17 protein-coding genes are annotated in these 19013 nt (G+C 61.0%); 6 read left to right on the top strand and 11 right to left on the bottom strand.

Annotated features, from left to right (window positions below; genetic code table 11):
• The first annotated feature begins 11 nt into the window (after positions 1 to 11).
• Positions 12 to 776: an SDR family NAD(P)-dependent oxidoreductase gene (locus ASG47_RS01390; protein ID WP_156463937.1), complete on the top strand. Its 765-nt coding sequence runs from the start codon at positions 12 to 14 to the stop codon at positions 774 to 776.
• A complete protein-coding gene (locus ASG47_RS01385; RefSeq protein ID WP_061906943.1) occupies positions 773 to 1498 on the top strand; it encodes an SDR family NAD(P)-dependent oxidoreductase in 726 nt (241 codons plus the stop codon). Before ASG47_RS01390 ends, ASG47_RS01385 begins: the two co-directional genes overlap by 4 nt.
• Positions 1499 to 1544: 46 nt before the next feature.
• Here ASG47_RS01385 and ASG47_RS01380 read toward each other — a convergent pair whose 3' ends face one another.
• Genes ASG47_RS01380 through ASG47_RS01330 form a run of 11 tightly spaced genes read right to left on the bottom strand, consistent with a single transcriptional unit; the run spans position 1545 to position 14572 of the window.
• On the bottom strand, positions 1545 to 3218 hold the full coding sequence (locus ASG47_RS01380; protein ID WP_061906942.1) for a M14 family metallopeptidase: 1674 nt from the start codon (positions 3216 to 3218) through the stop codon (positions 1545 to 1547).
• Positions 3215 to 4258, bottom strand: a complete 1044-nt coding sequence (locus ASG47_RS01375) for an ABC transporter ATP-binding protein (RefSeq protein WP_061906941.1) — start codon at positions 4256 to 4258, stop codon at positions 3215 to 3217. Before ASG47_RS01375 ends, ASG47_RS01380 begins: the two co-directional genes overlap by 4 nt.
• Positions 4255 to 5301, bottom strand: a complete 1047-nt coding sequence (locus tag ASG47_RS01370; protein ID WP_061906940.1) for an ABC transporter ATP-binding protein — start codon at positions 5299 to 5301, stop codon at positions 4255 to 4257. Before ASG47_RS01370 ends, ASG47_RS01375 begins: the two co-directional genes overlap by 4 nt.
• A gap of 3 nt (positions 5302 to 5304) precedes the next feature.
• Positions 5305 to 6708 carry a dihydroorotase gene (locus ASG47_RS01365; RefSeq protein ID WP_061906939.1) on the bottom strand — a complete coding sequence of 468 codons (1404 nt, stop codon included), beginning with the start codon at positions 6706 to 6708 and terminating at the stop codon, positions 5305 to 5307.
• A complete protein-coding gene (locus tag ASG47_RS01360) occupies positions 6705 to 8135 on the bottom strand; it encodes a hypothetical protein (RefSeq protein ID WP_061906938.1) in 1431 nt (476 codons plus the stop codon). Before ASG47_RS01360 ends, ASG47_RS01365 begins: the two co-directional genes overlap by 4 nt.
• Positions 8132 to 9313 (bottom strand): pyridoxal phosphate-dependent aminotransferase, encoded by a 1182-nt coding sequence (locus ASG47_RS01355; protein WP_061906937.1) that lies wholly within the window; start codon positions 9311 to 9313, stop codon positions 8132 to 8134. Before ASG47_RS01355 ends, ASG47_RS01360 begins: the two co-directional genes overlap by 4 nt.
• Positions 9313 to 10542 (bottom strand): amidohydrolase family protein, encoded by a 1230-nt coding sequence (locus tag ASG47_RS01350; RefSeq protein ID WP_061906936.1) that lies wholly within the window; start codon positions 10540 to 10542, stop codon positions 9313 to 9315. Before ASG47_RS01350 ends, ASG47_RS01355 begins: the two co-directional genes overlap by 1 nt.
• 9 nt (positions 10543 to 10551) lie before the next feature.
• The gene (locus tag ASG47_RS01345; RefSeq protein WP_061906935.1) at positions 10552 to 11733 is read right to left on the bottom strand and encodes a M24 family metallopeptidase; all 1182 of its coding nucleotides are present in this window, start codon (positions 11731 to 11733) and stop codon (positions 10552 to 10554) included.
• The gene (locus ASG47_RS01340) at positions 11730 to 12812 is read right to left on the bottom strand and encodes an Ldh family oxidoreductase (protein WP_061906934.1); all 1083 of its coding nucleotides are present in this window, start codon (positions 12810 to 12812) and stop codon (positions 11730 to 11732) included. Before ASG47_RS01340 ends, ASG47_RS01345 begins: the two co-directional genes overlap by 4 nt.
• Positions 12813 to 12815: 3 nt before the next feature.
• Positions 12816 to 13694 (bottom strand): DUF4438 domain-containing protein, encoded by an 879-nt coding sequence (locus tag ASG47_RS01335; protein WP_061906933.1) that lies wholly within the window; start codon positions 13692 to 13694, stop codon positions 12816 to 12818.
• Entirely contained in the window at positions 13691 to 14572 is an 882-nt protein-coding gene (locus tag ASG47_RS01330; RefSeq protein ID WP_061906932.1) for a DUF4438 domain-containing protein, read from the bottom strand. The genes ASG47_RS01335 and ASG47_RS01330 overlap by 4 nt, the downstream gene beginning before the upstream one ends.
• Before the next feature lie 194 nt (positions 14573 to 14766).
• On the opposite strand from ASG47_RS01330, the gene ASG47_RS01325 reads away from it, so the two are divergent.
• From ASG47_RS01325 to ASG47_RS01310, 4 genes are read left to right on the top strand one after another with little or no spacing between them, the layout of a single operon-like run.
• On the top strand, positions 14767 to 16287 hold the full coding sequence (locus ASG47_RS01325) for a carboxypeptidase M32 (protein WP_061906931.1): 1521 nt from the start codon (positions 14767 to 14769) through the stop codon (positions 16285 to 16287).
• A gap of 14 nt (positions 16288 to 16301) precedes the next feature.
• On the top strand, positions 16302 to 17504 hold the full coding sequence (locus tag ASG47_RS01320; protein WP_061906930.1) for a pyridoxal phosphate-dependent aminotransferase: 1203 nt from the start codon (positions 16302 to 16304) through the stop codon (positions 17502 to 17504).
• A gap of 9 nt (positions 17505 to 17513) precedes the next feature.
• The gene (locus tag ASG47_RS01315) at positions 17514 to 17999 is read left to right on the top strand and encodes a VOC family protein (protein ID WP_061906929.1); all 486 of its coding nucleotides are present in this window, start codon (positions 17514 to 17516) and stop codon (positions 17997 to 17999) included.
• A 5-nt stretch (positions 18000 to 18004) separates the two neighbouring features.
• On the top strand, positions 18005 to 19006 hold the full coding sequence (locus tag ASG47_RS01310; RefSeq protein ID WP_061906928.1) for a succinylglutamate desuccinylase/aspartoacylase family protein: 1002 nt from the start codon (positions 18005 to 18007) through the stop codon (positions 19004 to 19006).
• Positions 19007 to 19013: the final 7 nt, after the last annotated feature.

Below are 19013 nucleotides of genomic sequence, written 5' to 3'. Positions count from 1 at the left end.
TGGGGGTAGATGTGAGACTAGAAGGCATGGTGGCCGTGATCACCGGTGGCGCAAGCGGGATGGGGCGGTCGACTGCGATGCTTTTCGCCCGCGAAGGCGCGAAAGTCGTTGTCGGGGATGTCGATGACGCTGAGGGCGCGCGTCTGGCCGATGAGGCGAAAGCGGCGGGACTGTCGATTGTCTTTCAGCACACAGACGTGTCCCAGGAGGATCAGGTCGCCGAACTCATCGCCCGCGCGGAAAAAGATCACGGCAAGCTTGACACCATCTTCAACAATGCAGGCATTGAACAACCGGTTATGCCTTCCGAAGACGTTACCGAAGCCCTCTTCGAGCGCGTGATCGATATCAATCTCAAGGGCACTTTTTTCGGTTGTAAGCACGCGATCCCGGCGCTGTTGCGCAATGGCGGCGGTACCATCGTCAACAATTCATCAGTCAGCGCCTTTGCCAATGTCGGCGGCAATCTGAGCTACGCGGCATCCAAGGGCGGCATCATGTCGATGACGCGCGTCATCGCCATCGAATATGCGACCCGCAACATTCGCTGCAACGCCATCAATCCGGGCGTCATCGACACCGGCATGAACCGGAGAAATTTGGAAAAAGCCACAGACCCTGATGCGCTGAAACAAAAATGGCGTTCGATCACGCCGCTCGGGCGCATGGGCACTGGCGACGAAATCGGCGAGGCCGTGCTGTTCCTTGCTTCAAAACAGTCCTCCTTCGTCACCGGGATTGGTCTTGTCATCGACGGCGGAAGGATCGCGACATGAGCGGTAAACTGGACGGCAAGATTGCCATCGTCACTGGCGCAGCGCGCGGCCTAGGCCGCGCCATCGCCCAGCTGTACGGTGCGGAAGGCGCGACGGTTTATGCGCTCGATGTGTTGGAGGATGAGCTCAAAAGTCTTGCCGACCTCCCGGGCGATATCCGCCCGCGAAAACTCGATCTCACCGACGCCGAGAGCATCGAGCCGGCGCTCAAGGCCATCGAAGCCGAGGCGGGCCGGATCGACGTTCTGGTCAACAATGCCGGCATCATATTCTTCAAGCCGGTCGAGGCTGTCACCATCGCCGATTGGGATCGGCTGATGGGCGTCAATCTCAAGGGCGCCTTCCTCTGCGTCAAAGCGGTCGCACCGGGGATGAAGGCTCGAAAAGCCGGCGCCATCATCAACGTCTCCAGCAATGCCGGCATTGTCGGCGATGTCGACGAGAGCACTTATTGCGCATCGAAGTTTGGCATCGAGGGTCTGTCGCGCGCGCTGGCAAAAGAGTTCGCGCCCTACAATGTCTCGGTCAATATCGTGACCCCCGGTCATGCCATGCGCACGCCGATGAGCGAAACGACCTATTCGCCGGAAATGCGCAAGATCTGGAAGGACCCGATCGAACTTGCACCGGCTTTCGTACATCTGGCCGTTCAGGACGCCAGTGGTCTCAACGACCAGCGCATCAAGGCCTGGGATCTGGTGCAGGAAATAGCTGCCCGATAAAAAATACTCCGGTCCCAGAAGGACCGGAGCCAGTTGGGACAGGAACTTAGTTGATCGTCGTGGTGACCCGGTGCGTGCCGCCCTTTTCGGAGCGGCTGGTGACGGTAACCGATGCGCCGGGCTTGGCGCGGACCAGCCACTCGATGGGGCGGCCATTTGCGGTCCATTGCTGACCCCAAGGTGACCAGGGGTAGAGGCGTTCGTTGCGGCCTGCCAGATTGCCGAGATCGGCGGTTTCGGGGTTCATCACCAGCTCCCCGCCATCGACGCTGATCGCGGCAGTGACGGGCTTGGCCACCTTATTTGCGATGGCTACGTCCGAGAGATTGGTCGGCAGATAGCCGAAATTGCTGATGACTGCGCGCACCTTATAAAGGTCGCTGCCGACGGCGGTGATGCTCACATCCTCGACCTTGACCTGCGGCGCGGCGGCCGCATGCTTGAGATTGAAGAGGACGTTCTGGCGGACCATTTCTTCGAGCAGATTGCCCGGCGGATTGCGGTAGCTCCAGATATTGACCATGCCGCCGATCTCGATCTTGCCGAGCTGCGGATGATCGAATGGCTTCCAGTCGCGCCAGCCTTTCTGGGCCATGTTCGCCTTGACGTAATCATAGACCTTTTGCTGCACCTCTTCATTGCGCGGATAGAGGTTATAATAGCCTTCCTTGGGCACGCCAGCCGTGCGCTCGAGATCCCAAAGCTCGGTGCCGAAGGAGATGATGCCCATCTCCTCATAGGTCCAGTCCATCAGGCCACCGCGACGGACGACGGATTTGTCCGGCGTGAATTCCTCATAGATCGAGACGGTCGGGTAACCCGTAAGTGCCGTGCCGACCTTGCCGATTTCCTTATAGAGATTGATATCCCGCGCGCTCATGGCGCTATCGGGCTTGGTCATGGATGGCCGCAGGATAATGCCGCCATGGGTGTGATAGGCGCACATGCCGCAGATGTTGGGATGGTCGAGAATGAACTTCGCCATGCCGAAGGCTTCGGGCTCCGACAGCGGATGAATGCCGGCGCCGTATTCTTGTGGAGACCAGTGCGTCGGGAAGTTGCGGTTCATATTGCCGTCGAACGGCTTTTCGACCGGGATGTTCACCCCATCATAGTTGCGGACGGTGCCCTCGGGGTACATGCGGTAATATTCGCCGCCTTCCTCGCCCGGCGTGCGCTGCACCATGATGTCGGGATTGCTGGCGCTCTTTTTCCACTCGCCCTTCGGGTCCGGCACGCGCATCCAGACGATGTAGCCATCGCCGTCGATGTCTTCGGGGATCAACCCCTCAAGCCGATCGGCGCCAGGCATGAAGCGCCCATTGCCGCACCAGTTGTAATAAGGCGGCACCAGCGATAGCTCTGCGCCGTCCGGATTGATGCGCGGGAGAATGTAGAACACCTGCGTATCGAGAAGGCGCGTCGCTTCTTCGTCGGTGCCGTACTTGGTCAGCAGGTGATAGACGGCATAAAGCGCCGCTGCCGAGGTTGCGTGCTCCTCGGCGTGAATCTGGCCGTCGATGTAATAGCCAGGCTTTTCGGCCGCCGGACCGGTCTTGGGGTTGGTGATCTCGATCAGCCAGACGTCGCGCCCCTGAAAGCTCTTGGCGAGCGATGTCATCGTGGCGAGGTCGGGATAAGCAGCGACCAGCCGGCGCAGCCGCTCCGTCATCTCGTCATAGGTGTAGTAGCGGTCAAATTTCACATCGAGATCGGTCATGGCATATCCTGGGCGGCAAGTTGGCCGTAGGCCGGTTGTGGGGCGGTGCGGATGCAGGCGCTGAAATGACCGGGCGATACTTCGACCGGCACCGGCACGACCTTGGCGCAATCGGCGATCGCCATGGGACAGCGGGTGCGGAAGACGCAGCCGGACGGCGGGTTGATAGGGCTCGGAATATCGCCCTTGAGAATGATCCGATCCTTGCGCGCCGTGATGTCCGGATTGGGCACTGCGGAGAGGAGGGCCTTGGTGTAGGGGTGGTTGGGATTGTGATAGAGCGTGCGCGTCGGCGCGATCTCCATGATCCGCCCGAGATACATGACGATGACCCGGTCGCTGATATGCTCGACGACCGCCAGGTCGTGGGCAATGAACAGCATGGTCAGGCTGAACTTGTCCTTGAGGTCTTCAAGGAGGTTGACGACCTGCGCCTGGATCGACACGTCGAGAGCCGAGACCGGCTCGTCGGCGACGATGAAATCGGGCTCGACGGCCAGGGCGCGGGCAATGCCGATACGTTGGCGCTGACCGCCCGAAAATTCATGCGGGAAGCGATCGAGATAGTCCCCGCTCAAACCGACCTGTTCGAGCATGGCGACGATCCGGTCTTCGCGATCGGCCGAGGTGCCGATATTGTGGACGGCCAGCGCATGCCCCAGCACGGTGCGGATCTTTTCGCGCGGATTGAGACTGGCATAGGGGTCCTGAAAGACAATCTGCATCCGCTTGCGATAGCGCCGCATCGCGGGCTTTGAGAGCTTGCTGATATCAGCGCCATCAAAGTCGATGACGCCCGATGTCGGCTCCCCCAATCGCAGAATGGTTCGGCCTACGGTTGTCTTGCCAGATCCCGATTCTCCGACGAGCCCGACGACTTCGCCCCGGCGGATCGAAAAGGATACGTCGTCGACCGCTTTCACATTGGTGACGACGCGGCTCAGCACACCGCCGCGTATCGGAAAGTACTTTTTGAGGTGTCGCACATCGAGCAGTGCATCACTTGGAGCGACTGGCGTTGGAAAGGATGTCTCGGTCATGCCGTCGCCTTGGTCTTGAGATCGAGTTCGCGCCAGCGCACGCAGCGGACGGATCGGCCACTATCGAGCACTTCGAGCGGTGGTTCGGCTGCCGCGCAGCGCTCTTCGGCAAAGGCGCAACGGGTGCGGAAACGGCAGCCGCCGGGCAGCTTGGTCAAGAGCGGCACATAGCCCGGGATGGTCTGGAGCCGCGTCTTTTCTTCAAATTCGCCCATGCGCGGGATCGACTGCATGAGGCCCGATGTGTAGGGCATCAGGGGCTTGGAGAAGATTTCGGCGACGGTACCGGTCTCGACGACCTGGCCGGCATACATCACCACTACCCGATCGGCCATTTCAGCAACGACGCCGAGATCGTGCGTGATGAAGACGATCGCCATGCCCATCTTGGCCTGGAGATTGCGCATCAGGTCGAGGATCTGCGCCTGGATGGTCACATCGAGGGCCGTCGTGGGCTCGTCGGCAATCAGAACACTCGGTTCGCATGAAAGCGCCATGGCAATCATGGCACGCTGCCGCATGCCGCCCGACATTTCATGCGGATATTGGCTGGCGCGGCGGACCGGCTCCGGAATGCCCACGAGTTCGAGCATTTCGATAGCGCGCTGGTGCGCAGCTTTTTTGCCCAGCTTTTCGTGCTGCATGACCACTTCGGCGATCTGCGTGCCGATGGTGTGTACTGGATTGAGGCTCGTCATCGGCTCCTGAAAGATCATGCCGATGTCGTTGCCGCGAATGGCGCGCATCTCTCCTTCAGGCAAGCTCACCAGATCCTTGCCGCGAAGGCGAATGGTCCCTCGCGAAATGCGGCCAATCTTCTTGGGCAGAAGCCGCATGATGGAAAGGCTCGTCACGGATTTGCCAGAGCCGGACTCTCCGACGATGGCGAGTGTTTCGCCACCTTTGACGACGAAGCTGACGCCGTCGACGGCCCGCACATCCTGGCCTTCGCCGACGATGAACGAGGTCTGCAGGTCTTCAACCTCGAGGAGAGGCGGTTCGTTGGTCCGTGCCGTAGACGAAGATGCGAATGCGTCAGTCATGGGTCAGGCCCTCAATCTGGTGTCGGGTCGGATCGTCCGGTCTGGAGCGACGAAGTGGCCGTCTCCCGCTTGTCCAACGACTTCGCCATCAAAAACGGTCTTGCCGCCAACCAATGTTCGCGTCACCCGGCCCGAAAATTTCGCGCCGTAATAGAGGTGAGCCACATCGCGCGCGAAGGTGTGGAGGCTTTCCTTGGTGATTTCGGTTACGCCAATGGGGTCAACGAGGATCAGATCGGCATCCGCGCCAACGGCAATGCGTCCCTTGTTCGTCAGCCCAAAGCGGGCCGCAGCATTGGCGCTCAAGAGTGCCATGGCTCTATCGAGCGAAATACGGCCCTTGGCGACGGCGTCTAACATGGACGGCAGAAGAATTTCCGATCCCGGCGAACCTGGTGGCGCGCGCAGAAAATCCTTGGCGCTTGCAAGCTTCTCGGCATGGGAAAATGCCGCGTGGTCGGTCGTGACATGCTCGATCGTGCCGTCTGCCAGTGCGGACCAAAGCGCTTCCTGATCTGCCTGGAGCCGGACTGGCGGATTGATCTTGGCAAAAACCCCTGCCTTGCGCACATCGTCATGGGTGCGAAAGAGATAGTGCGGACAGGTTTCCGCCGAAAAGTCGGACGTTCCCTTGAACCGCCTCAGAACATCAACTGTCAGAGCGCTGGTGACGTGGGCAATGTGCAGCTTTGCGCCGGCCTCGATGTTCATGGTGAGAAGCTTGGCGACCGCGACAGCCTCGCAAATGGCTGGGCGCGCCGCGAGATGCGTATCGGGATCGGCCAGATCGAGCGATCGAGCGGCCGCTTCCCTCAACGCAATCATTTGGGCGCTCTCGGCATGGACGACAAGCGGAATGCCCGTCGCCGCGACGGCCTTGAGCGCGCGCATCTGGTCTGCCTCGTCCGGGAACGACAGGCCAAAGAACTCGTCATCGCGACCGGCCGGGGCTTCGGTCGTAAAAATCTTGAAAGCGATGGCGCCGGCATCAGCCATGGCACTGACTGCTTCTGGTGTCAGGTCGCCAGGAGCGCCAAAAATGCCGAAATTGATCCGGGCATGTTCGGCGAAATGCGCCTTTCGCATCTCGACCCGTTCGGCCGAATTGCAGCACGGCTTGCTGATCGGCATTTCGAAAAGGGTGGTGATGCCGCCCGCCGCCGCAGCCTTGGTTTCGCTCTCGACCGTGCCCCGATCCGGATAGGCCGGAGCGCGGATATGGAAGTGAATATCGATGACGCCTGGCAAAAGGGTTTGCCCAGCCCCGTCGATGATCGCACTGGCCTCTCCAGCACCCGCCGGCAGCAGGGCGGCAATTTTTTCGCCCCAGATGGCCACGTCGATTTTCGTGATCCCCGTCTCGGTCAGCACGTCCGCATTGCGGATGATGGTGTCGTAATACGTCAATCCTTCAGCCCCAGTTCTGTCAGGGCCTTGGCCACGCCATCGAGATTGGTCAGGTGCATGCTGGCATAATTGGGCGCGAGGACGACGCCATGGCCACCGGCACGGTAGGTCGCCATCACGGAGCGATAGGCGATGTCGGGTGTCATTTTGGCCGTCTCGGCCTTCGTGCGCGGGGCATCGACGCCGAGGCCCATGAAAACCTTGGCCTTGCCGTTGACGCCCTTCACGGCATCCGCGCATTGGCCGAACACATAGGTGTCCGGGTCCATGCCCGCGGCGATGACGTTGGCATAGGGCGCCTCGTTGAGGCCGAGAATGCGATAGAGCACTGCCGTCGCTTCATCGGGCGAAAAATCGCGCAAAATGGTCTTCTGGAAGAAGCCCAGTTCCTTGGTGAACACCTCGCCGGCCTGATGCTGATAGGTGATGGGCTTCACCCAATCGGCATACATGGTCTGCTCTTCCCACGGCCATTGGGCGCGGCGGAAGATGTTGAAATGGTTGCGGTTCCAGACGTTGAGCCCAAAGCTCAGGCCGGGCTTGCACCATTTGACGAGACCATAAAGCTCGCGGTCGAGGTCCTTGTTGCGCTCGAGCCAGAATTTCTCCCAGATCAGCGCTTCTGGGTTGGCGAGAAGCGTGCGTATGAAGGTGATGAAGGCGCCATCGGCGAATTCCTTGCCCGACGCGGCTTCCTGCATGAAATTATAGAGATTGAGCAGCGCCCGGCGGCAGGCCTCGACGTCGATACCGCGCTCCAGGGCTTCCTTGCGGGCATGGGTCGAAAAATCACCCGGCGCACCGCCCTGAATCAGGGTGTCGAGCGGAGAATTGCGCTCATTGCACCACATGACACCGTCGATATCGTAATTGCGGACCTGGTCCTCGATCATCGAGAGGATCCAGTTGCGATAGTCCGGGTGGCTGGTCGATGGGTCGCTGCCGAGGCGACCGAAGATGTCGACTTCCATCGCCTGGGCGAGGTTTGGGATATCGACCGTGTTGGTCGAGCCGTGGCCGGTATATTTGAAAAACGGCTCCATCAGCTCGATGAAGACCTTCATGCCCCGCTCGTGGGCGGGGGCGATGACCATGTCGAGGATGTCCTTGCCTTCGAACTCGGGGTCCTTGGCCCGATAATCCTTGATAAAAGTGCCGTTGTAATAGGCCGGATCGGGCTCGAAGTAAGCGCCCCCTTTCATGGCGAAAGGTTCCGGCACGCCATGGTCGGGCCAGCCATCGAGCTTATGGGAGATCGAGCGCCCGGTCTTGAGGCCAAGCCAGGAGACGGTGCCGAGCATCAGGACATTTACGCCGACGCGGTCCTTGAGGATGTCGAGGACGTTTTCGACACCCTCGTCGATGAAGTTGATCGGGCTGACCTGGATACCAACGAACTTTTCGGCGGGATTGGGCTTGTCGGTCATGCGGCGACTTTCGCGTGCTTGGCGATGAAGACCTTCATCCGCTCGACCGCATCCTTGATCTTGTCGAGCGGCTGCAGGAACGACATGCGGATATAGCTCGGGTCATGGTCGCCGAACATGGTGCCGGGGAAGAGCATGACGCCGGTTTCGCGCAGGAGCTTTTCGCAGAATTCGGGCGTCGACATGCCTGTGCCGGCAACGTTGATATAGACGTAGAAGGCACCGCCGGGCTTGCCGTAGGTCAGGCCCATTTCGTCGAGCGCAGGCAGCAGATAATCTCGGCGTGCCTTGTATTCCGCGATCATCGCCTCGATAGGCTCTTGCGGCCCGGTCAGCGCAGCGAGGGCCGCATATTGGCTGATGGTCGATGTGTTGATCGAAAGCGTATGACGGGTGTCGGTGATGCGTGAGATGAAATCGGCAGGGGCGGCCATATAGCCGACGCGCCAGCCTGTCATCGCATACGTCTTGGAGAACCCGTTGAGCGTGATGGTGCGATCCTTCATGCCCGGAAGCGTCGCGATCGAGAGGTGCTCGTAGCCGTCATAAATGATCTTGGCGTAGATCTCGTCCGAGACGATGATGAGGTCATGCTTGATCGCGAGATCGGCGATGCCGCGGATGACGTCTGGCGGCGTGACGGCGCCCGTTGGATTGTTGGGCGAAACCAACACGAACATCTTGGTTTTCGGCGTGATGCGCTTTTCGATCTCGGTGAGGTCGAGTGCGAAATCGTCCTTCTGGAACGTCGGGACCGGGACGGGCACGCCACCAGCCAGGTTGACCGCCATGTCATAGGTGGTGAAGCGCGGGGAGGTGATGAGTACCTCGTCCCCCGGCTGGATCAGCGCAAGCATGATCAGCGTGATGGATTCCTGGACGCCTGCGGTGACGGCAATGTCGTCAGCGGAATAGTCGAGGCCATATTCCTTATTGAGGTGCTCGGCGATGGCAGCCCGGAGCGGCGGGATGCCGTGGGGACCGGTATAGTGATGCTGGTTGTCGTCGAGCGCTTTCTTGCCGGCTTCGACGATATGGGCTGGCGTATGGAAATCGGGATCGCCGCGACCCATGGCGATGACATTGGTCATGCCGGCGGCGATGGCGAGCATCTTGGTCCGGAACGAGCCGTCGTCCTCGGTGATGCGGGTGGCCATATGGTCGTTCAGAAAGCTCATCAGTGCATCCTCTTGCCGGCGATAAAGGTCATCTCGACGCGTTCGAGCGCGTAGAGATCCTCGTCGGGTTTTCCGTCGACGACGATGAGATCGGCTTCTTTGCCTGCCTCGACCGTGCCAATCTTCTTGTCCATTTTCGAAAGTTGCGCGCCGCGAATGGTGATGGCGCGCAGCGCGTCGAGATTATTGGGGCACACGCCGACCTCGACCATGAAGGCGAGTTCGGGCGCGATCACATCGTGCTCGACCGCGGGGCTGCCGGCGTCGGTGCCGAAAACGATCGGCACACCCGCCTTGGCGGCGCGCACCAACCCATCAAAGCGCGACTTGTCGCCGACGGCTTTCTGGCGTTCGAGCACCTTCCACTCGGGAATGCCGAATGCCTTGGCGATATCGGGCTTGGCCTGCATCACGAGGGCCGAGAAGGTCGTGACGATGGGGATTTTCTTGTCGATGAGTATCTGGATCGTCTCGTCGCTCATCGAGCCGCCATGCTCGACGCAATCGACGCCGAATTCGGCGACGCGGCGAATGCAGGCGTCATAGGTGGCGTGCGCCGTGACCGGCAGGCGGTTGCGATGGGCCTCGTCGATGACGGCTTCAAGCTCGGCATCGGTGAATTCGAGCGTGTCGTGGCAGGCCATGATCTTGATGAGATCGGCGCCGCCCTTGACCTGGTCGCGCACGGCGCGGCGCATCTCATCTGCGCCAGAGGCTTCGCGACAAACCCAATAAGTGTGGCCACCGGTCTGGATGATCGATTCACCCGATACGAGAAGGCGTGGGCCGGGGAAGAAACCTTGGGCGACGGCCTGCTTGGCAAAGAGATTGGCATTGTGAACGCCAAGATCGCGCACCAGCGTGACGCCGGCGCGCAGCGATTTCAGCATGTTTCCGGCGGCCTTATAGGCGCGGATTTCCGGGCTGTCATACATGGACTGGAAAGACAGCTCATGCACACCATCCCAGGACAGGTGGCCATGGGACTGGATCAGGCCGGGCATAATGGTCTTGCCGCCGGTATCGACGACCGCAAGATCGGTGTTGCCGAGCTCTGCGGCCGTGCCGACGCGGGTGATCTTGCCGCCACGGATTTCGACGAAGCCATCGTCAATGATCTCGTCGCCGACCGCGGTAATGATGCGGCCTTTCAAGACCTGATCGACCGGCTTGAGGTCGAACATGGGCTTGGTGATCTTGGTATAATGCCAGGAGGCGGGTTCGGGCATTTCAGGTCCTCAAAGCGGAATGACGCGCTGGTCAATGGGAAGGGTCGCGAGCAGACGCGAGGGGATTTCGACGTGATTGTCGTGGACAATCATGGTGTTGATGGTGCGGTAGCCGTCGCGGCCGGGGCGGTAGACGCCGGGCTCGTTGGAGAAAACCATGCCGGCTTCGATGGTGGTCATATCGCCCGGCGCGAGCCAGGGCGCTTCGTGGCCTTCGAGCCCCATGCCGTGGCCGATGCGGTGGCGGATCGTGTCGCCGAGGCCTGCCGATTTGAGCGCATCGAGGGCGGCTTCGTTAACATCCTGGCAACGTTGACCCGGCTTTAGCGCGGAAACGGCGGCATCATTGCAGTTGGCCATGGCTGTCATCACATGGCGCTGGTCAGCGCTCATTTCACCGACGACGAGCGTGATGCCACTTTCGGCGTGATAGCCGCCGAGGCTGGCGCCGATGCCGGAAATGATCGTGTCGCCATATTCGGGAACACGATGGCTGGTCGAGCCGTGGGGCAGGGCAGCGCGCGGACCCGAATGGACCGAGGCGGAGATGCCGAGCTTGGTGCCCGCAAAGGCGGTGCCGTAGTCGCGCTTCAAGGCCGCGAGGGCAAAACCGGTGCTGTCGGCGAGGAGGTCGAGTTCGCTGCCGCCATTGCGGATAATGGCGCCGGCTTCGCTGGCCAAGCGGAAGAGGCAGAGGTCGGCGTAGCCGGCGGCGATGCGGGTGAGTTCGAGTTCTTCGGCCGTTTTGATGAAGCGCAGCGGCGCAGCGAGGTCTTCGAGGACGATTGCGTCGGCAAGGGTATTGAGCGTTGCGAGAAGGCGTGCGTCGAGCGTGTCGATAGCGATGCGCCGGGCCTTGGATTGGCAAAGCATCCAGGCGATCGGATGAACGAGGCCGGGGAATTCTTCGTATGTCGCGAGTTCGACGCCTTCGACCGGCTGGGCATTTTCAAGTTCGAGCAAGGGCACGAACAGAAGTACTGGTCCATCGACGGGCACGTAGAGGCCGATTGGGCGCTCGTTGACCGAGAAGTTGAAGCCGCAGGCATAAAAGACATTGGCCGGCGAGAGCAACAGCACGCCATCAACGCCACGCCATTCGGCGGCGACGCGCAGGCGGGCCTGCACGTCCTGCCGGAAGGCCTGGCCCAGCGGCTGGACCGGTTTAACGGGGGGGGGCCGCAGGTTCACAGCCGGGCCTCGTTATAGGGGCCAATCGCCTGGATTTCGGATTTGAGGCCGAGTTCCTTGCCGAGAGCGACGAGATCGGCGAGCACTTCATCGTCGAGTGGAACACCGGCCTGGGATTTCCTGGCGACGCGGCGCGCTTCCTGCTCGCCCGGGATGAGGACCTCGGAAAAGCCGGGGCGGGTCTGGCGTGATTTGACCATTTGGGCGAATTCGCCCATGCGCGCCTTGAACTCGTCGAGCGGCATGAACCATTCGATATCGATGGCCGTGAGGCTGTGCGAGACATCGAGTTCGGCCGGGTCGGCATAGGGCGTAAGGCCAAAGCCGCCGCCGCCGATCACGCCGGTCAAAACGTCAGTCATGAAGGCAAGGCCATAGCCTTTGTATTCGCCGATCGCGAGGAGGGGGCCCTTCATTGCAGCATCGGGATCGTCGGTGACTTCGCCCGCAGGTGTCAGGGCCCAGTCGAGCGGCATCTTTTTGCCCTCGCGCGAATGCCACTGCATCATGCCCTTGCCGGCGGTAGTCAGAGCAAAATCCATGACGGCGGGAAAGCCGAGATTGGTCGGGGCAGCGATGCCCCATGGATTGGTGCCGACGGCGCCTTCGCGGGCGCCCCAGGGGGCCATTTCGGGGCCGGCATTGGTATAGGCGATGCCGATGCATCCCGCTTCCATGGCCTGGCAGGCGTGGACGGCCGAGGAGCCGTAATGGGTCGAATTGCGCACGATCACCTGGCCGATGCCGGACACCTTGGCTTTCTCGATCGCGAGCTTCATGGCCTTGGCGGCGGCCACGGTGCCGATGCCGTTGTGGGCATCAACGAGCGCAAGGGCAGGGCTCTGTTTGACGATTTCGAATTGGGCGCGCGGATCGACGAGCTTTTCGCCGATGCGCTCCTGATAGCGGCGGAGGCGGCGGACGCCTTGGCCGTGGCCGGGGTGAAACCGCAGCTCGGAAAAAATCAGTGCGTCGGCAAAAAGCTTGGCGTCTTCGGCGGTAAGGCCCAGAGCCTCGAAGCCTTCGGCCATGAACCGTTCGAGGCTCGGTTTGTCGACATTGGTCAGGGAAATGGCCACGGTCTAAGCCTCAAGCTTTAGGAGCGTGGCGATATTGGCCGATGGATCGACGTAACAGCCGAGTTCACCCTTGGGTGCCGTCATGATCACGGTCATACCGGGCCCGTAGCCCGAGCGCGGGCCATCGGTCTGGCCGACAATGCCGATGCTCATCGCGCCGCGCAGATAGCCGTGATTGTAGCGGCTGTCGGTATTTTCGATGGCGACGACATCGCCCAGCTTGAGCTGATCAAGCCCAGCTTCCTTGAGCGCCGCTTTGTCGGTCGATTGCATATGAAGACTTCCGCCTTCGCTCGTCAGCCCCGCGCCGGCGCCGACGAGAAAGGCCGGCACTGTGGCGACGACGCCGAACTTGAGCACGCCGTCTTCGACCTTGCTGGGCAGCGCCTTCAGCAGATCAGGCGAGAGGCCTTTGCAATTGATCGCTTCGTGGCCGTGGATGGACAGGCCGGTGCCGTAGGACTTGACGAGGATCTGGTCGCCGATCGCCATCTTCTTGCGGACGTCGTTGGGGAAGTGGACGATCACCTGCTCGGAGAAGCGACCTGACTTGCCGGTCACGACGCCTTTCGCTCCCTGCGCCTGGCCGGTCATCACCGTCGCCGTATTGCCGAGGCAGGCAAAGACGTTGAGACCGCGGTTTTTCAGGTCGTCCGTGCCACGGATCGAAACGCCGGGGTGGATGCAATCCGCCGCCCAGCCAAAGGCGCGATCGCCAACCGAGACATTGTAGACGATGCCGCCCCAGGCCGGCAGCAGGAAGGGCGTGCCATCGGCCGCGAGGCGATAAGGCTCGGCGGGGAGGCCTGGAAAACCAGGATGGGCGATGGTGCCGCCAACCGAAACGGCAACGAGATCGGCTTCGTTGAAGGACACGGTCATTTGGCGGCTCCGATGCGGAAATAATTGGAAATGTTCGCGGTGGGGTCGATCTCGAACTCGATACCGCCGGTGGCGCAGCTCATCAGCGTCATGATGCCTGGCCCGTGGCCCGTCATGATGGAGTCGCCGTGAATGCAGATGGCGATGGACACGGCGCCCTCGCGATAGGAGCGGCCAAAGTGATGGTCGGCGTGGCGGATGGCGATGATGTCGCCCAACCGCATCTGGTCGATGCCCAGATCCGCCATCAGCGCGCGATCCCCGCTCATCAGGTCCTGGTCGACATATTCGGAGTTAAGCTCGGCGCCCGAGCCCATGATTTCGATGGGGAGTTCGATGGCGACGGGGAGTTTCAGGGCGCCATTGCCGGCGCGCGTCAGGCGCAGTGCGTTGAGCAGTTTGGGGCTGGTTTTCTTGAACTCGATCTGCGGGAATTCATTGAGCGAAATGCCGCGGCCCAGGGCCTCGATCTGGATTTGATCGCCGATGTTGAGGAGGTCATTCACCTCATCGGGGAAGGCGACGAGGAGCCTCGCGTGCTCTCCCGTCACCGTGCCCTTGGCGCCTTTGGCGAGGCCTGACATGACGGTCGCTTCATTTCCGACGCAGCTGAGGTAATGCAGCGCCATGTCCGATTTTTCATCGGGATGGGCGATGGAAACGCCGGGCTCGACATGGTCACCCGCCCAGCCAAATGCCCTGTCGCCGACACTGGCATTGTAGGTCACGCCGAACATGCCGGGCAGGATCACGCCCTTGCCGTCGGGGTAGTGCGTGTAGTGCCCCGGCCGCAGCGATGGCGTGCTGACATAGCCGCACACGGCCATGGCGACGAGGGTGTCGGCATTGGAGGTGAGGCCCCCCAGATCACTGCTCATTTGTGCGGTTCCACTATTTTCAGACGCCTCGTTTGCATCGCTTGACAACCTTCAGATTCCCTGTCCAACATTAGCTCGTTAGATTGTCGACAATCTGATAAACGACAAATGTGCATACGGATCGGGCGTCGTCAAGCACCTGATCAACAAAGCGGCAAAAACAACCGCACTGAACAAGAAAGATAGTCAGGCCAATGAGTTACGCGCAGCTTATGGAAACTGTGGGGCAGGTGAACGACCTGCTCAACGCCCAGTCGATCCTGAGCTGGGACTCGCGCACCATGATGCCCCATGGCGGTCACGAAACCCGTGGCAAGCAGTTGGCAACGCTGTCCGTTTTGACCCGCGACCTCCTGGTTTCGGCCAATACGCGCTCCCAGCTCGACAAGGCCGAAGCCGAAGTCGCCGGCATGGCTGACGGATCTGTGGAAAAAGTCATGGTCGCCCAGGTACGCGAAGCCATCGACTGGCACCTCGCCATTCCTGCCGAACTGACCCGCAAGCGCGCCGAGCTTGGCTCCAATGGTCATGCCATCTGGGCGAAGGCGCGCGCCGAAAGCGACTTCAGTCAGTTCGCGCCAATTCTAGAACAGACGGTGGCGCTCAATCGCGAAATGGCTGAGGCCATCGGCTATAGCGAACATCCCTATGATGCACTGATGTATCGCTTCGAGCCGGGCGAAACGGTCGCGACGCTCAAGCCGCTTTTCGACCGTCTGCGCGAAGGTCTGATCCCTTTGGTGAAAGCCATCGGCGAAAAAGACCAGCCGCGCTTCGATTTCCTTGAGCGCCATTATCCCGTCGATCAGCAGCACGCCTTCGCGCTGAAAATGGCGCAGAAGGTCGGCTACGATCTCAACCGCGGTCGCCTCGATACGACGCTGCATCCGTTTGAAGTGTCGTTCACTCGCAATGACGTCCGCATCACCACTCGCTTCAATCCCAATTACATGGCGGCGAGCCTTTTCGGTGCGCTGCACGAGGCCGGACATGCGCTCTACGAACAGGGTGTCGACCCTGCTTACACGCGCACACCTTTTGCGACCGATCTGGTCGGGCTCTATGCGGTGGGCGGCGTCAGCTTCGGCGCCCATGAATCGCAATCCCGCCTCTGGGAAAACCATGTCGGCCGCAGCCGCGAATTCTGGCAGGTCAACTTTGCCGAGGCGCAGAAATTCTACCCCGAGCAACTAACCGATGTGACGGCCGAAGAATTCTTCCGCGCCGTCAATCGCTGCAAGCCGGGCTTCATCCGCGTCGAAGCCGACGAGTTGACCTACGATTTCCACGTCATGCTGCGCACCGATATCGAAGCCGCGCTGATCGATGGCTCGCTGGCGGTCAAGGATCTGCCTGAGGCCTGGAACGCCAAGATCAAGGAATATCTGGGCCTCGATGTGCCTAACGATGCCAATGGCGTGCTGCAGGATGTGCATTGGTCATCGGGTCAGATTGGCACCTTCTGCAACTATACGATCGGCAATGTCATGGCCGGCCAGTTGTTCGAAACCGCCAAGCAGGACGCGACCATCGCATCGGGTCTCGCGACGGGCGACTATGAGCCGCTCCGGGCCTATATGGTCGAGAATGTGCACCAGCATGGGCGCCGCTACATGCGCGACGAGCTGCTGATCAAGGCGACGGGTCGCAGGCTCGACCCCGAGCCCTATATCGCGCACCTCACCAGCAAATACACCGAACTTTACAGCCTTTAGGGGAGGGGAGCGACATGCAAGCATCAGACCTGCACGCCAACCGTCTGGCCAATCGCGTCAAGCTCAAGGACGCGCATATCATCACCAAGATGACCGACATCGCTGCTGGCTTGGAAGATGTCATCAAGCTCGGCCGTGGCGATCCCGACCTCGATACCCCGGCCCATATCGTCAAGGCCGGCCAGGATGCCCTCGGCCGTGGCGAAACCCATTACGGTCACCCCCTCGGGCTCCCCGCACTGCGCACGGCAATCGCTGAAAACATCAAGGCCTATGGCGGTGCTGATTACGCCATCGACGAGATCGTCGTTACCCCCGGCGGGCAGCATGCGATGTTCGTCATTGCCCTCGCGCTGCTCAATCCCGGCGACGAAATCCTGGTGCCATGCCCGGGCTACAATCCCTATGGGCAGGCCGCCGAACTCGCCGATGCTACGGTCGTCAATATTCGCATGAGCATGGAGACCAACTTCACGCTCACCGCCGATATGGTCAAAGCCGCCATCACGCCAAAATCCAAGGTGCTGGTGCTGATCAACCCCAATAATCCCACGGGCACGGTCACCGCACCCGATGAAGTCGAAAAGATCGCCAAGCTCGCGATCGAGCACGATCTGATCGTGATTTCCGACGAGATCTATGCGCGCCTGACCTATGGCAATCAGCGCATCCAGCCCGTAGCGTCGCTGCCCGGCATGCGCGAGCGTACCATCACCCTCTCCGGCTTTTCCAAGGCCTATGCCATGACCGGCTGGCGCATCGGCTACTTTGCCGGTCCGCGCGAACTGATCGTCGCCATGGCCGAGATCAACCACGCCTTCGCCATTTCGGTCGCCTCGGTCAGCCAGCACGCCGCGCTTGCCGCGCTGACCGGGCCGCAGGATTGCGTCGAAGAGATGCGGCTCATCTACGACGAGCGCCGCAAGGCGCTCTGCGAAGGGCTCGACGCGCTCGGCATTCCCTATGCCGAACCGCAGGGCGCCTTTTACGTCTATGCCAATGTCGCCGCGATCGGTCTGCCGGCCAGCGAATTCTGCGAGCGTCTCCTCACCGAGGGCCGGGTGCTCATGTATCCGGGCACAATTTATGGCGACTACACGGACGACTTCGTTCGCATGTCGCTCACCCAGTCGGTCGATCGCATTCGCGAGGCCATGAGCCGCATAGAAACCGTCGTCAACGCCATCCGCGCCGAGCGCAAAGCGCCGGCAGCCTAAGGAGCCACTATGTCCGTTTCCACCAATCCAAACGTTCTCTCGATCAAGCACATGGCCTTTGGCGTCAAGGACGCGAAGAAGGCGCTTGAAGCCTATTCGAAATTCCTGGACGTGCCGACCGATACGGCCCTTATCGACTATCCCAAGTCCAAGAACCGCGTGGCGCTCTTCCAGTTGGGCGGCATCGAATATCAGCTCTGCCAGTCCCTCGAAGAGGGCGGACGGTTCGACGCGTGGATGAAACAGCGCGGTGGCGCCGAAGGCCTTCACCACATCTGCTACGCCGTCGACAATATCGATAAGGCGCTCGACCACGCCAAGGCGCAGGGCGCCGATCTGCGCATCTGCCAGGCCTGCGGCGTCTATGGCTCCCACCCCCATCCCGAAGGGTTCGTCGCTTTCCTCGACAACGACGCCGGCGGCATCGAGATCGAGTTCATGCAGGTCTATACGCCTGAAGAACTCGAAAAATATAACGCCTTCAAGGGGATTTGAGCGCGATGTCTGAAGCCAAAACCATCACCGTCGGCACCGCCACCGCAGCCCCGGGCACCATCGTTCGCGGCGTCATCCCCGTCACTGAACTCGCTGGCGGCACCAAGGTCGAAATCCCACTGGTCATCGTCAATGGCACCAAGCCGGGACCGGTTTTCTGGGTCGATGGCGCGATCCATGGCGACGAGCCAGAGGGCCCGATGGCCTGCGGCATTGCCCTCAAGGAAGTCGACCCGGCGCAGCTCTCGGGCACCTTGGTTATGGTCCCCGTGCTCAACGTCATGGCCTTCGAGAATTCCAATCGCGGCAATCCGCTCGATACGTTCTCGTTTGACATGAACCGCATCTATCCCGGACGCGCCAATGGTTATCTCAGCGAGCGCGTCGCCTGGGCCCATTCGGAATGGATGAGCAAGGTCGCGGACCTTGAAATCTCCATCCACTCGGGCGGTGCGCACTCTTTCCTCGCCAAGGCGATCTTTGTCGACGAGACGCCAGCATCCGTTGAATTAGCCATGGCGATGGGCGACGGTTGGGGCTGCATCATGTCCAACTTCCTGCCCAAGGGCAGCCCAATGGCGCAGATGAAGGAAATCGGCAAGACCGGGATCACGGTCGAACTCGGTGGCCGCTCCGCCACGTCGCCGGAAAAATTCGCCGAAGTGTCGCGGCACCTCGCCGACTCCATCATCAACATCCTCCGCCACTACAAGATGTATCCCGGCACGCCGACCTATCCCAAGGACGCAACGCGCGGCCAACAGGAGGCAATGCTTGCCCCGGCATCCGGCATTTTCGTGCCGACGCCCGGCGTCGATTTCCTCAAGCCGATGAAGAAGGGCGATAGCCTCGCCAAGATCATCAACATCTTTGGCGATGAACTGGCCCATCTCGTTGCGCCCGCGGACGGCATGTTCTTCGGCCTTCGCGCCCTGCCAAACGTCAACACCGGCGACTGGTGCTGCTTCTTCAATAAGGTGGAAGGACCGCGTGACTGGACGCCTTGAGGCCAGG

The organism is Devosia sp. Leaf420 (assembly GCF_001425445.1).
Classification (GTDB): Bacteria; Pseudomonadota; Alphaproteobacteria; order Rhizobiales; family Devosiaceae; genus Devosia.
Note: the sequence above shows the minus strand (reverse complement) of the source record. Positions and strands in the feature narration are given on the sequence as shown.

Bases quoted from the DNA above. Each gene is read 5' to 3' on its own strand.
- ASG47_RS01350 (WP_061906936.1), bottom strand. From the start codon at position 10,542: ATGCCCGAACCCGCCTCCTGGCATTATACCAAGATCACCAAGCCCATG.
- ASG47_RS01385 (WP_061906943.1), top strand. From the start codon at position 773: ATGAGCGGTAAACTGGACGGCAAGATTGCCATCGTCACTGGCGCAGCG.
- ASG47_RS01320 (WP_061906930.1), top strand. From the start codon at position 16,302: ATGCAAGCATCAGACCTGCACGCCAACCGTCTGGCCAATCGCGTCAAG.
- ASG47_RS01370 (WP_061906940.1), bottom strand. From the start codon at position 5,301: ATGACTGACGCATTCGCATCTTCGTCTACGGCACGGACCAACGAACCG.
- ASG47_RS01330 (WP_061906932.1), bottom strand. From the start codon at position 14,572: ATGAGCAGTGATCTGGGGGGCCTCACCTCCAATGCCGACACCCTCGTC.
- ASG47_RS01355 (WP_061906937.1), bottom strand. From the start codon at position 9,313: ATGAGCTTTCTGAACGACCATATGGCCACCCGCATCACCGAGGACGAC.
- ASG47_RS01310 (WP_061906928.1), top strand. From the start codon at position 18,005: ATGTCTGAAGCCAAAACCATCACCGTCGGCACCGCCACCGCAGCCCCG.
- ASG47_RS01380 (WP_061906942.1), bottom strand. From the start codon at position 3,218: ATGACCGATCTCGATGTGAAATTTGACCGCTACTACACCTATGACGAG.
- ASG47_RS01375 (WP_061906941.1), bottom strand. From the start codon at position 4,258: ATGACCGAGACATCCTTTCCAACGCCAGTCGCTCCAAGTGATGCACTG.
- ASG47_RS01335 (WP_061906933.1), bottom strand. From the start codon at position 13,694: ATGACCGTGTCCTTCAACGAAGCCGATCTCGTTGCCGTTTCGGTTGGC.
- ASG47_RS01325 (WP_061906931.1), top strand. From the start codon at position 14,767: ATGAGTTACGCGCAGCTTATGGAAACTGTGGGGCAGGTGAACGACCTG.
- ASG47_RS01360 (WP_061906938.1), bottom strand. From the start codon at position 8,135: ATGACCGACAAGCCCAATCCCGCCGAAAAGTTCGTTGGTATCCAGGTC.
- ASG47_RS01315 (WP_061906929.1), top strand. From the start codon at position 17,514: ATGTCCGTTTCCACCAATCCAAACGTTCTCTCGATCAAGCACATGGCC.